The organism is Achromobacter sp. 1011791174 (assembly GCF_059760925.1).
This window is the reverse complement of sequence record NZ_JCBANH010000001.1, coordinates 24,772-38,349: the sequence shown is the minus strand read 5'-3', so window position 1 is coordinate 38,349 and position 13,578 is coordinate 24,772. Positions and strand designations below refer to the sequence as shown.

General features: G+C 67.5%; 11 protein-coding genes. All 11 read left to right on the top strand.

Translation table 11 applies throughout. From position 1 onward, the window contains the following. Positions 1 to 29: 29 nt before the first annotated feature. The 11 genes from AC6LJ5_RS00185 (at position 30) to katG (ending at position 13,512) form a co-directional block, all read left to right on the top strand. On the top strand, positions 30 to 1,616 hold the full coding sequence (locus tag AC6LJ5_RS00185) for an ABC transporter substrate-binding protein (protein ID WP_498139534.1): 1,587 nt from the start codon (positions 30 to 32) through the stop codon (positions 1,614 to 1,616). A gap of 22 nt (positions 1,617 to 1,638) precedes the next feature. Beyond that, positions 1,639 to 2,613, top strand: coding sequence for an ABC transporter permease (locus tag AC6LJ5_RS00180; protein WP_392412586.1), 975 nt, complete (start codon positions 1,639 to 1,641; stop codon positions 2,611 to 2,613). After that, positions 2,610 to 3,527, top strand: coding sequence for an ABC transporter permease (locus AC6LJ5_RS00175; protein WP_103271800.1), 918 nt, complete (start codon positions 2,610 to 2,612; stop codon positions 3,525 to 3,527). Before AC6LJ5_RS00180 ends, AC6LJ5_RS00175 begins: the two co-directional genes overlap by 4 nt. Positions 3,528 to 3,536: 9 nt before the next feature. Then, positions 3,537 to 4,547, top strand: coding sequence for an ABC transporter ATP-binding protein (locus AC6LJ5_RS00170; protein ID WP_498139533.1), 1,011 nt, complete (start codon positions 3,537 to 3,539; stop codon positions 4,545 to 4,547). Then, complete coding sequence (locus tag AC6LJ5_RS00165) at positions 4,537 to 5,571, top strand: ABC transporter ATP-binding protein (protein WP_498139532.1); 1,035 nt, start codon at positions 4,537 to 4,539, stop codon at positions 5,569 to 5,571. Before AC6LJ5_RS00170 ends, AC6LJ5_RS00165 begins: the two co-directional genes overlap by 11 nt. Before the next feature lie 207 nt (positions 5,572 to 5,778). Further along, on the top strand, positions 5,779 to 6,981 hold the full coding sequence (locus AC6LJ5_RS00160) for a M20 aminoacylase family protein (RefSeq protein WP_498139531.1): 1,203 nt from the start codon (positions 5,779 to 5,781) through the stop codon (positions 6,979 to 6,981). A 230-nt stretch (positions 6,982 to 7,211) separates the two neighbouring features. Beyond that, entirely contained in the window at positions 7,212 to 8,129 is a 918-nt protein-coding gene (locus AC6LJ5_RS00155; RefSeq protein ID WP_498139530.1) for a TauD/TfdA dioxygenase family protein, read from the top strand. A 65-nt stretch (positions 8,130 to 8,194) separates the two neighbouring features. Next, complete coding sequence (locus AC6LJ5_RS00150; RefSeq protein ID WP_498139529.1) at positions 8,195 to 9,238, top strand: ABC transporter substrate-binding protein; 1,044 nt, start codon at positions 8,195 to 8,197, stop codon at positions 9,236 to 9,238. A gap of 62 nt (positions 9,239 to 9,300) precedes the next feature. Continuing rightward, complete coding sequence (locus tag AC6LJ5_RS00145; protein ID WP_498139528.1) at positions 9,301 to 10,140, top strand: ABC transporter ATP-binding protein; 840 nt, start codon at positions 9,301 to 9,303, stop codon at positions 10,138 to 10,140. Positions 10,141 to 10,243: 103 nt separating this feature from the next. Further along, positions 10,244 to 11,131: an ABC transporter permease gene (locus tag AC6LJ5_RS00140; RefSeq protein WP_498139527.1), complete on the top strand. Its 888-nt coding sequence runs from the start codon at positions 10,244 to 10,246 to the stop codon at positions 11,129 to 11,131. A 182-nt stretch (positions 11,132 to 11,313) separates the two neighbouring features. After that, positions 11,314 to 13,512: a catalase/peroxidase HPI gene (katG, locus tag AC6LJ5_RS00135; protein WP_498139526.1), complete on the top strand. Its 2,199-nt coding sequence runs from the start codon at positions 11,314 to 11,316 to the stop codon at positions 13,510 to 13,512. Positions 13,513 to 13,578: the final 66 nt, after the last annotated feature.

Here is a 13,578-nt window from a genome sequence, read left to right as displayed (position 1 = left end):
AAAACCCGAAACAATCCTGGGAGATCACGATGGCATCTCGGTTTTCGCGTGTATTGGCCTGCGGCAGTGCCGCGGTGGTGTTGGCATTCGGCGCCTATAGCGCGGCCATGGCGCGCGATCTGGTGATCGCGCTCAAGACCGAGCCGTCTTCGATGGATCCGCAATACCACGCGCTGACGCCGAACACGCAGATCTCCCAGACCATCTTCGACACGCTGGTCGCCACCGACGCGCAGTTGAAGCCGGTGCCGGCGCTGGCCGAGTCCTGGACCGTGGATGGCAAGGTCTGGACCTTCAAGCTGCGTCCCGGCGTGAAGTTCTCGGACGGTACGCCCTTCACCGCCGAGGACGTGGTCTTCACCTATGACCGCGTGCCCAAGGTGCCGAACAGCCCCTCGCCCTTCACGCTGTACCTGGGTTCGGTCGCCAAGACCGAGGCCGTCGATCCGATGACGCTGCGCATCACCACCAAGGACGTGGCGCCGAACCTGCTGGTGAACCTGGCGCAGCTGCCCATCATGTCGAAGAAGGCCGCCTCCGGGCCGGCCGCCGAGGGCAAGACCACCACGGAATTGAACAGCGGCGACGGCCTGGTGGGCACTGGCCCCTACAAGTTCGTGTCCTGGAAGCGCGGCGCCGAGTTCGTGCTGGCGCGCAATGACAGCTACTGGGGCAAGAAGCCCGAGTGGGACAAGGTGATCTACCGCCCGATCAGCAATCCCGCCGCGCGCGTGGCCGCGCTGCTGGCCGGCGACGTGGACATGATCGAGGATCCCCCCACCGACGACCTGCCCAAGCTCAAGGGCGACAAGAAGCTCTACGTCGAGGAAACCCCCTCGGTGCGCGTGGTGTACGTGGCGCTGGACCAATACGCCGAGCCCTCGCCCGGCGTGCAGGGCACGGACAAGAACCCGATGAAGGACAAGCGCGTGCGCGAGGCGCTGTCGCTGGCGATCAACCGCGACGCGCTGGTCGAGCGCGTGATGGGCGGCGTGGCGCTGCCCGCCGGCAACCTGCTGCCCTACCCCATGTCCGGGTCGAGCAAAGAGCATTCCAAGGCGCCCAAGGCCGATGTGGAAAAGGCCAAGGCGCTGCTCAAGGAAGCCGGCTATCCCAACGGCTTCTCGATCACGCTGGGCTCGCCCTCGGGCCGCTACGTGAACGACTCCAAGGTGGCGCAGGCGATCGCGTCCATGTGGACGCGCATCGGCGTGAAGACCAGCGTGGACGCGATGGCGCCGCCGGTGTTCTTCAAGAACCGCGATTCCTACGCGTTCTCGGCCTATCTGGCGGGCTGGTCGGTGACCAGCGGCGAGATGTCCAATGCGCTGACCGCGCTGTTGGTGACGCGCAATCCGGAAGCGGGTCTGGGCACCACCAACCGCAGCCGCTACTCCAACCCCAAGATGGATGAGCTGGTGAAGGAAGCCTCGTCCACCATGGATGATGCCAAGCGCGCCGACCTGCTTGCGCGCGCCAGCAACATCGCCATGGACGACTACGCGATGTTGCCGGTGCACTTCGAGCTGTCGGTGTGGGCCATGAAGGGCGACATCCGCTACCAGGGCCGGCCCGACCAGGTCACCCTCGCGCAGTTCGCCACCCTGAAGAAGTAACGCGCATAGCGGGCGGTTTCACGTGCTGGCGACTATCGTAAGAAGGCTGTTGCAGACTGTCGTGGTCATGCTGGTGATGTCGGCGCTGGTGTTCGCCGGCATCTACATGGTGGGCGATCCGGTGTCGATGCTGGCCAGTCCGGAGGCCACCGAGGCCCAGCGCGCGGCGATCCGCGCGTCGCTGGGCCTGGACCTGCCATTGTGGCGGCAATACCTGATCTTCATGGGTCAGGCGGTGCGCGGCGACTTCGGCAACAGCTTCCTGACCGGCGAGCCGGCCATGCGCCTGATCCTGGAGCGCATGCCTGCCACGGTGGAGCTGGCCTCGGTGGCCATGCTGCTGTCGGTGCTGATCGGCGTGCCGCTGGGCATCCTGGCGGGCCTGAAGCCGCGCGCGCCCGGCTCGCGCGCCATCATGACGGGCTCGGTGCTGGGCTTCTCGCTGCCGAACTTCTGGGTCGGGCTGATGCTCATCATGGTGTTCGCCGTGATGCTGGGCTGGGTGCCGGCCGGCGGACGCGGGCAGACCGTCAGCATCGGCTCGCTGCAGCTCAGCGTGCTGACGCTGGACGGCTGGGCCAGCCTGGCGCTGCCCGCGGCCACCATCGCCTTCGCCAAGTGCGCCATGATCATCCGCGTGACGCGCGCCGCCACGCGCGAGGCCCTGCCCATGGACTACATCAAGTTCGCGCGCGCCAAGGGCCTGTCAGAGCGCCGCGTGCTGGGCGTGCACCTGCTCAAGAACATCCTGATCCCCGTGGTGACGGTGGCCGGCCTGGAGTTCGGCCAGGTCATGGCCTTCGCGGTGGTCACCGAGACCGTGTTTTCCTGGCCGGGCATGGGCAAGCTGCTGATCGATTCCATCATCAACCTGGACCGTCCGGTGGTGGTGGCGTATCTGCTCCTGATCGTGTTCTTCCTGGTCATGCTCAACCTTGTGGTGGACATCATCTACACGGTGCTGGATCCCCGCGTCAGACTGGACGGCCGCCGATGACCACGCCCGCCATTGCCAGCGCGCCCGCCGCGCGCCCCGAACAGACGCCCTGGCGCCGCTTCGTGTCGGATTTCTGCGCCAGCAAGCTGGCCCTGCTGGGCCTGGTGATGCTGGTCGTGATCGTGGGCGCGGCGCTGCTGGCGCCGTGGATCGCGCCGCAGAATCCCTATGACCTGGCCGCGCTGGACATCATGGATTCCAAGCTCAGGCCCGGCAGCGCAAGCGGCGACGGCGCCATGCGCTACTGGCTGGGCACCGACGGGCTGGCGCGCGACCTCTTGTCGGCCATCCTGTACGGCATGCGCACCAGCCTGCTGGTGGCGGCCGTGTCGGTGCTGGCGGCCTTCGGCATCGGCGCGACGGTGGGGTTGATCGCGGCCTACTTCGGCGGCCGCATCGACGCGCTGCTGATGCGTATCGTCGACATCCAGCTGTCCTTCCCGGCCATCCTTGTGGCGCTGATGCTGCTGGCGATCCTGGGCAAGGGCGTGGACAAGGTGATCATCGCGCTCATCGTGGTGCAGTGGGCGTATTTCGCGCGGGCGGCGCGCGGCGCGGCGCTGGTCGAGCGCGGCAAGGAATACGTCGAGGCCGCGCGCTGCATGTCGCTGGGCTGGGGGCGCGTGCTGTTCCGCCATGTGCTGCCCAACTGCATGCCGCCCCTGATCGTCATCGCCACCATCGACCTGGCGCACGCCATCGCGCTGGAGGCCACGCTGTCCTTCCTGGGCGTGGGCGTGCCGGTGTCCGAGCCCTCGCTGGGCATGCTGATCTACAACGGCTTCGAGTACCTGCTGTCCGGGCAGTACTGGATTTCCTTCTTCCCCGGCATCGCGCTGGCGCTGGCCATCATCGCCATCAACCTGGTGGGCGACCACCTGCGCGATGTGCTCAACCCGCGCAACGCGGACTAGGGGAAGGCGATGCAGGAAAACCTTGTGGACAAGTCGCCGGCGGCGTCCGGACCCGTGCTCGACGTGCGCGGCCTGAAGACGCATTTCTTCACGCGCAACGGCGTGGTCCGGGCCGTGGACGGCGTGGACTTGCATCTGGCGACCGGCGAGATCCTGGGCCTGGTGGGCGAGTCCGGCTCGGGCAAGAGCATCACCGGCTTCTCGCTGATGGGCCTGCTGGACGAGCCGGGCCGCATCGTCGACGGCAGCATCCGCTTCAACGGCGAGGAGCTGCGCGGCGCGGCGCCGGCCCGCTGGCGCCAGCTGCGCGGGCGCGACATCGCGATGATCTTCCAGGATCCGATGATGACGCTGAACCCGGTGCTGCGCGTGGACACGCAGATGATCGAGGCGGTGCAGGCGCACGGCGGCGCATCGCGCGACCAGGCGCGCAAGCGCGCATTGGAAGCGCTGGCCATGGTCGGCATACCCGCGCCCGAGGAACGGCTGCGCGCCTATCCGCACCAGCTGTCCGGCGGCATGCGCCAGCGCGTGGCCATCGCCATCGCGCTGCTGAATTCGCCGCGGCTCATCATCGCCGACGAGCCCACCACGGCGCTGGACGTGACCATCCAGGGGCAGATCCTGTTCGAGGTGCAGAAGCTGTGCCAGGACACCGGCACGGCGCTGATCTGGATCACCCACGATCTGGCCGTGGTGGCCGGGCTGGCCGACCGCGTGGCTGTGATGTACGCGGGCCGCGTGGTGGAGACCGGCACGACCGAGGCCGTCATCAGCCATCCCATGCACCCTTACACGCACGGCCTGATCGCATCGATTCCCACGCCGGAATCGCGCGGGCGGCCATTGGAACCGATACCGGGCATGACCCCTTCGCTGCTCAACCTGCCGCAAGGCTGCGCGTTCCGGGGCCGCTGCCCGCGCGCGAGCGACGCCTGTCTGGCCGAGCCCCAGCCGCAGGAAATCCGTCCCGGCCAATGGGTGCGCTGCTGGCACGCGGGAGCGCGCGATGACGCATGACGCTACGACGCCCATCCTGTCGCTGCGCGGCGTCGAGCTGCGCTTCGTGCAGCCGGTGGACCTGGCCGGCCGCATCGCCAACCTGCTGGGCGCGGGCCTGAAGACGCAGGTCGTGCACGCGGTGGCCGGCGTGGACCTGGATGTGATGCCGGGCGAGGTCATTGGCATCGTGGGCGAGTCGGGCTGCGGCAAGTCCACGCTGGGCCGCATCGTCTCGGGCATCCTGCCGCCCAGCGCGGGCGAGCTGCGCTATCGCGGCAAGCCGGTGCAGGGCCTGCCGGGCCCGGAACGGCGCGCCTACGAGCTGGGCGTGCAGATGATCTTCCAGGATCCCTATGCCTCGTTGAACCCGCGCATGCGGGTGCGCGAGATCATCGGCGAGGCGCCGGTGGCGCACAAGCTGGTGGCCGCGCGCGACAAGGCCGATTACGTGGCCGGGCTGATGCGCCAGGTCGGGCTGGACCCAGGCTATGCGCAGCGTTATCCGCACCAGTTCTCGGGCGGCCAGCGCCAGCGCATTGGCATCGCGCGCGCGCTGGCGCTCAAGCCCTCCGTCATCGTCTGCGACGAGGCGGTGGCGGCGCTGGACGTGTCGATCCAGGCGCAGGTGCTGAACCTGTTCGAGCGGCTGCGCGGCGAGCTGGACCTGACGTACCTGTTCATCAGCCACAACCTCAGCGTGGTCAGCCACATCTCGGACCGCGTGGCCATCATGTACCTGGGCCGCGTGGTCGAGCTGGCGCCCACCGACGAGATCTTCCAGCGCGCCAATCATCCGTACACGCAGGCGCTGCTCAAGGAGCTGCCGACGCTGACGCCGGGCCGGCGCGCCTACCGGCCGATCAAGGGCGAGCTGCCGTCGCCGCTGGATCCGCCGACCGGCTGCGCCTTCCATCCGCGCTGTCCGCAGGCCATGCCGCGCTGCAAGACCGAAAGGCCCTTGCTGCGCGCGATCGCGCCGGGGCATGTCAGCGCCTGCCACTTGAACGATGAGGGGGCCGCGTCGGCAAGCGCCAGCGCTTGATATGCGTCGGCCGATGGGCAGCCGTCGCGTGACGGCCATCGATCGGTGGAGGCTGATTTCAGCCGTGGATCGCGGCCGGGATCACGGGGTTTTCCCGGAAAAGCGCCCTCTGGCTCTTGCCCGCCGTGCTACACCTGAACAATCACCGCCATCGGCTTATCCACAGCCTTGTTCCCTTTTCCCCGCCTGATTCCGCTGGATCCCGCCATGAAGACCATCGCTGAAATCGAACGCGCGCATCCCGAACTCACTGCGCTGCGCCGCGACATCCACGCCCATCCCGAACTTGCCTTCCAGGAAACGCGCACGTCCACGCTGGTGGCCGAGAAGCTGCGCGGCTGGGGCCTGGAAGTCCACACGGGCCTGGGGAAAACCGGCGTGGTCGGCATTCTGCGCGCCGGCAGCGGCAAGAAGACGGTGGGCCTGCGCGCCGACATGGACGCGCTGCCCATGCCCGAGCACAACCGTTTCGCGCACCGCTCCACCATCAGCGGCCGCATGCACGGCTGCGGCCATGACGGGCACACCGCCATGCTGCTGGGCGCGGCGCAGTACCTGTCCACGCACCGCGACTTCGACGGCACCGTGGTGTTCATCTTCCAGCCGGCCGAGGAAGGCGGCAACGCCGGCGCGCGCGCCATGATGCAGGACGGCCTGTTCGACCGCTTTCCCTGTGACGCCGTGTTCGGCATCCACAACATGCCGGGCATGCCGGTGAACCAGTTCGGCTTTCGCGCCGGTCCGACGATGGCGTCGAGCAACCGCTGGGACATCGTGATCAAGGGCGTGGGCGGCCACGCGGCGCAGCCGCATGCCTCGGTGGACCCGATCATCGTCGCGGCCGACATGGTGCATGCCTTGCAGACCGTGATCTCGCGCAGCAAGAACCCGTTGGAACAGGCCGTGCTGTCGATCACGCAGATCCACGCCGGCGACGCCTACAACGTGATTCCGGGCGAGGCGGTGCTGCGCGGCACGGTGCGCACGTACTCGGTGGAAACGCTGGACAAGATCGAGGCCGACATGCGCCGCATCGCCACCACGCTGCCGCAGGTCTATGGCGGTACCGGCGAGCTGGATTTCGTGCGCGCCTATCCGCCGCTGGTGAACTGGGAACAGGAAACCGCCTTCGCCGCGCAAGTGGCCGAGAACGCGTTCGGCGCCGAGCACGTGCTGCGCGACATGCCGCCCTTCATGGGTGCCGAGGACTTCTCGTTCTTCCTGGAAAAAGTGCCGGGCGCCTATCTGTTCCTGGGCAATGGCGATGGCGACCACCGCATGGAAAGCTATCACGGCATGGGGCCGTGCCAGCTGCACAACTCGAACTACGATTTCAACGACGCGCTGCTGCCGGTGGGTGCCACGTACTGGGTCAAGCTGGTTCAGGCCTACCTGCCTGTGGAAAAGTAGCGGGCGGCTGCTTTCATGCCGATTTTTCACTAGCTTATAAGTTGTCCACATGAAGGCGCGGCGTTCCCATAGCGGACGCCGCGCCTTATGACGCCAGGCTTTGTTCAAACGCCAATATCTTCGTTTGCGTTGCAAGGCCGGCTTTTCATAATCGATCGTTCCTAGTCCCGGCGCATCGCCGGGCCGCCCCAATCCGGTCCGGCGATTCGCCGGACGCCCAGGAGCGATCGATGCCCCAAAGCAATGCCCTGCTGCGCGATGTGGATGCGCAAGCGGAACCGCAAGCCGCCCAGCCGCAAGCCTTCGAGCTGCGCCCGCTGCCGGGCCCGCTGGGCGCCGAGATCATTGGCCTGGACCTGTCGCGCGAACTGACGCGCGAGGATTTTTCCCGCATCCATCAGGCGCACCTGGACCATCATCTGCTGGTGTTCCGCGATCAGCGCATCACGCCGCGCCAGCACATCGATTTCAGCCGCCGCTTCGGTCCGCTGATGATCCACGTGCTGCATCAGTTCCACCTGCCCGGCCATCCCGAGATCCTGACCGTCTCGAACATCATCGAGAACGGCAAGCCGGTGGGCCTGGGCGATGCCGGCAAGTACTGGCATTCGGATATCTCGTACAAGGCGCTGCCCAGCCTGGGTTCGCTGCTGCACGCGCAGGAGCTGCCGTCCGAGGGCGGCGACACGCTGTTCGCCAACATGCACCTGGCCTACGACACGCTGCCCGAGGCGCTGCGCAATGCGATTGAAGGCCGCCGCGCCGTGCACTCCTACCTGGCCAAGTACGGTCAACTGCAAAAGGAAGGCAACTGGCGTCCGAACCTGAGCGCGCAACAGGTGGCGCAAGTGCAGGAAGTCTCGCATCCGGTGGTGCGCACGCATCCGGAGAACGGCCGCCGCGCGCTGTTCGTGAGCGAAGGCTTCACCACCCGCATCGAAGGCCTGCCGCAAGACGAAAGCGATGCCTTGCTGGCCGAGCTGTACGCGCACAGCGTGCGTCCCGAGCATGTCTATCGCCATCACTGGCGCGAGCATGATCTGGTGTTCTGGGACAACCGCTCGCTGATCCATCTGGCCGGCGGCACGCCCGACCATCTGCGCCGCAAGCTGTACCGCACCACCATCGAGGGCGACGCGCCGTTCTGAGCGCGCCCGCGCATCGTCAGAATCCACGCCCCGCACGGCACCACGACTTATCCACAAGGAACACCATGCGTTTGTCCGCCGCCGCAAAAGACCGAGTCGCGCAAGTCCTCGCCAGCGCCGGCCTGGCCCTGGTCCTCGCCGTACTGGCGCTGGCCTCGCCCTCGCCGGCCTGGGCCGAGGGCCGCATCCGCATCGCCGAGCAGTACGGTATCGTCTACCTGCTGCTGAACGTGGCGCGCGACCAGCAGCTGATCGAAAAGCATGGCAAGGCCGATGGTGTGGATATCTCGGTGGAATGGGCCAAGCTGTCCGGCGGCTCGGCGGTGAACGACGCGCTGTTGTCCGGCGCGGTGGACATCGCCGGCGCGGGCGTGGGGCCGCTCCTGACCATCTGGGACCGCACGCGCGGCAAGCAGAACGTCAAGGGCGTGGCCTCGCTGGGTAATTTCCCCTATTACCTGGTGACCAACAATCCCAATGTGAAGAGCATCGCCGATTTCACCGAGCGCGACCGCATCGCCCTGCCCGCCGTCGGCGTATCGGTGCAGTCGCGCGTGCTGCAGCTGGCCTCGGCCAAGCTGTGGGGCGACGCGCACTACGACAAGCTGGACAAGATCTCGGTGGCGCTGCCGCATCCGGACGCCGCCGCCGCCATCATTGCCGGCGGCACGGAGATCACCGGCCACTTCGGCAATCCGCCGTTCCAGGAACAGGAGCTGGCCGAGAATCCCAAGGCGCGCATCGTGCTCAATTCGTATGACGTGCTGGGCGGCCCCAGCTCGTCCACCGTGCTCTTCGCAACCGAGAAATTCCGCAAGGACAATCCCAAGACCTACAAGGCCTTCCAGCTGGCGCTCCAGGAAGCCGCCGAGTTCGCCACCGCCAATCCGGAGAAGGCCGCCGACACCTACCTGCGCGTGACCGGCGCCAAGCTGGACCGCGACTTCCTCATCAAGATCATCAAGAACCCCGACGTGCAGTTCAAGCTGGCGCCGCAGAACACCTACCCGCTGGCGCAGTTCATGCACAAGGTGGGCGCGATCAAGACGGCGCCGGCCAGCTGGCGCGAGTATTTCTTCGATGACGCCGTCACCGCCCAGGGCAGCTAAGGGTAAAGCCCGGCCCCGATGAGGTCTGGAGGTGGGCGGCTGTAGAACCAAGGAGAACCGACATGTCCATCCATTCCGCCAGCCCTGTGGATAACGCTGAAAACCAAGGTCCGCTGCTGCGTGTGGATAAGGTGTCGCTCGAATACAAGACGCCGGAACGGCGCGTGCGCGCCACCCATCAGGTGAGCTTTGACGTGCACGCGACCGAGCGCTTCATCCTGCTGGGCCCGTCGGGCTGCGGCAAGTCCACGCTGCTCAAGGCCGTGGCCGGCTTCATCAAGCCGACCGAAGGCCGCATCGCGCTGGACGACCGGCCGGTGCAAGGCCCGGGCCCGGACCGCATCGTGGTGTTCCAGGAATTCGACCAGCTGCCGCCGTGGAAGACGCTGCGGCAGAACGTCGCGTTTCCGCTGATCGCCTCGCGCAAGCTGGGCCGGCGCGAGGCCGATGAGCGCGCCATGCATTACCTGGACAAGGTCGGGCTGGCGGGCTTCGCCGACGCCTATCCCCACACCTTGTCCGGCGGCATGAAGCAGCGCGTGGCGATCGCGCGCGCGCTGGCCATGCAGCCGCGCGTGCTGCTGATGGACGAGCCCTTCGCCGCGCTGGACGCGCTGACGCGGCGGCGCATGCAGGAAGAGCTGATGGCCCTGTGGGAAGAGGTGCGCTTCACGCTGCTGTTCGTCACCCACTCCATCGAGGAGGCGCTGGTGCTGGGCAGCCGCGTGCTGCTGCTGTCGCCGCATCCAGGCCGCGTGCGCGCCGAGCTGAACGCGCAGGCGCACAGCCTGCACAGCCAGGGCTCGGCCGCCTTCCAGGCGGCCACGCGGCGCATTCACGATCTGCTGTTCGACCAGGCGCCCGCGCGGGCGGGCGAGGCCGAGCGCCGCGTCGCCGCCTGAGGCTGGCACCAGTCATTCGCCGCGCGGCTTGATTGCCGCGTTCGTTCAATACGCGGGCCCTGCCGCGCGCGATATCCACAGTTTGCGATCACCGAGATCCGTCATGTCCGTCATCACCTCCGTCCACGCCGATACGCTGGCCGCGCGTCCCGATATCGAATACGCGCTGCCGCCGCTGCCCGCGCAGACCGCCGAGGCGCCGCTGTCCTGGCGCGAGCGCCTGTGGGCCCGCGCCGGCGTGCGCAAGCTGTTCATCCTGGCGCTGCTGGCCTTGCTGTGGGAGCTGGCCGCGCGCCTGACCGATAACGACCTGCTGCTGCCGGGCGCCTGGCAGACCGCGCAGGCCTTCGCGGCCGGCCTGGCCAGCGGCGAGCTGGCGGCGCGCGCCGGGCAGTCGCTGCGGGTGCTGGTGCAGGGTTATGTGGCGGGCGTGGCGCTGGCCTTCGCGCTGACCACGCTGGCCGTGTCCACGCGCCTGGGCCGCGACCTGCTGTCCACGCTGACCTCGATGTTCAACCCCTTGCCCGCCATCGCCCTGCTGCCGCTGGCGCTGCTGTGGTTCGGCCTGGGCGAAGGCAGCCTGGTGTTCGTGCTGATCCATTCCGTGCTGTGGGCGCTGGCGCTGAACACCTACGCCGGCTTCCTGGGCGTGTCCGAGACGCTGCGCATGGCGGGGCGCAACTATGGGCTGACGGGGCTGCGCTACGTGCTGTGGATCCTGGTGCCGGCCGCGCTGCCGGCCATCCTGGCCGGCCTGAAGATCGGCTGGGCCTTCGCCTGGCGCACGCTGATCGCCGCCGAACTGGTGTTCGGCGCGTCCAGCGGCAAGGGCGGGCTGGGCTGGTACATCTTTCAGAACCGCAACGAGCTGTACACGGACAAGGTGTTCGCCGGGCTGGCGGCCGTGGTCATCATCGGCCTGCTGGTGGAAAGCCTGGGCTTCGACACGCTGGAGCGGTTGACGGTCAGGCGCTGGGGCATGCAGCGCTAGCGTGCTGTTGGAGCCGGGCGGAAGGGCCCGGCGGGCTCATTGATGAAATCAAGAATCCTGAACATATTCATTGATATGAGCTATTGATCGTATTGCAGCAATCAAATATTTCTGCATGGTGCTCTCGCGTATAGTCGTTCGGACCGGCCCGCCCGGCCGTCCATCACCGAAGGAGAGCGCCCATGTCGAGCGAAGTGAAATGCCCTTTCAACCATACCGCCGGCGGCGGTACGACGAATCGGGACTGGTGGCCCAACCAGCTGCGGCTGGACCTGCTGAGCCAGCATTCCAGCAAGTCCGATCCGATGGACAAGGACTTCAACTACGCGCAAGCCTTCAAGAGCCTGGACCTGGCCGCCGTGAAGAAGGACCTGGCCAAGCTGATGACCGATTCCCAGGACTGGTGGCCCGCCGACTTCGGCCACTATGGTCCGCTCTTCATCCGCATGGCCTGGCACAGCGCCGGCACCTACCGCATCGGCGACGGGCGCGGCGGCGCGGGACGCGGGCAGCAGCGCTTCGCGCCGCTCAACAGCTGGCCCGACAACGTCAGCCTGGACAAGGCCCGTCGTTTGCTGTGGCCCATCAAGCAAAAGTACGGTCGCAAGATTTCCTGGGCCGACCTGCTCATCCTGACCGGCAACGTCGCGCTGGAGACCATGGGTTTCAAGACCTTCGGTTTCGCGGGCGGCCGGGAAGACAGCTGGGAACCTGATCAGGACGTCTATTGGGGCAATGAGAAAACCTGGCTGGGCGGCGACGTGCGCTATGGCAAGGGCGAAGGCAAGACCCCGTCGGGCCGCAATCTGGAAAACCCGCTGGGCGCGGTGCAGATGGGCCTGATCTACGTGAACCCGGAAGGCCCGGACGGCAATCCGGATCCGGTCGCGGCCGCGCATGACATCCGCGAGACCTTCGCGCGCATGGCCATGAATGACGAGGAAACCGTGGCGTTGATCGCCGGCGGCCATACCTTCGGCAAGACGCACGGCGCCGGGCCGGCCTCCAACGTGGGCCCCGATCCCGAAGACGCGGGGCTGGAGCTGCAGGGCCTGGGCTGGCAGAGCAGCCATGGCAGCGGCAAGGGCGCGGACGCCATCACCAGCGGCCTGGAAGTCACCTGGACCACCACGCCGACGCAATGGGGCAACGGCTTTTTCCAGAACCTGTTCGGCTATGAATGGGAACTGAGCAAGAGCCCGGCCGGCGCGCACCAGTGGGTGGCCAAGAACGCCCAGCCTACGATTCCGCATGCCTTCGACGCGTCCAGGAAGCTGCTGCCGACCATGCTGACCACGGACCTGTCGCTGCGCTTCGATCCGGCATACGAGAAGATCTCGCGCCGCTTCATGGACCATCCCGAGGAACTGGCCGAGGCCTTCGCCCGCGCCTGGTTCAAGCTGACCCACCGCGATATGGGCCCGCGCGCCCGCTACCTGGGTCCGGAAGTGCCGGCCGAGGAACTGATCTGGCAGGATCCCATCCCCAAGGTCAACCACCCGCTGGTCGACGACCAGGACGTGGCGGCGCTCAAGCAGAAGGTGCAGGCCAGCGGCCTGTCGGTGTCCGAGCTGGTGTCCACCGCCTGGGCGTCGGCGTCCACCTTCCGAGGCTCCGACAAGCGCGGCGGCGCCAATGGCGCGCGCATCCGGCTGGCGCCGCAGAAGGACTGGGCGGTCAACCAGCCGGCGCAGCTGGCCAAGGTGTTGAAGGCGCTGGAAGCCATACAGGCCGACTTCAACCGCGCGCAGTCCGGCGGCAAGAAGATCTCGCTGGCCGACCTGATCGTGCTGGCGGGCTGTGCGGGCGTGGAGCAGGCGGCCAAGAAGGCCGGCGTCGACGTGACCGTGCCCTTCGCGCCGGGCCGCATGGATGCCACGCAGGAACAGACCGACGTGGATTCCTTCGCGCCGCTGGAGCCGGTGGCCGACGGTTTCCGCAACTACCTGAAGACGCGCTTCGCGGTGCCGGCCGAGGCGCTGCTGATCGATCGCGCGCAGCTGCTGACCCTGACCGCGCCCGAGATGACCGTGCTGATCGGCGGGCTGCGCGTGCTGGAGGTGCGGGTGGGCCAGGACCGGCACGGCGTTTTCACCGACCGGCCGGGCGCGCTGAGCAATGACTTCTTCCGCAACCTGCTCGACATGGGCACGGAATGGAAGCCGCTGTCGCCCGAGCGCGAGGCCTTCGAGGGGCGCGATCGCAAGACCGGCCAGCCCAAATGGACGGGCAGCCGCATCGACCTGCTGTTCGGCTCGCACTCGCAGCTGCGCGCGCTGGCCGAGGTCTATGCCAGCGAGGACGCGCAGCAGAAGTTCGTGCGCGACTTCGTCGCCGCCTGGGTCAAGGTGATGAACCTGGACCGCTACGACCTGGCCTGAGGCCGGAAGCGGAACCCGGTCCGGGCGGCGGCCGGATCCCGAGGCCGACGCCCGGGATCCGGCGCT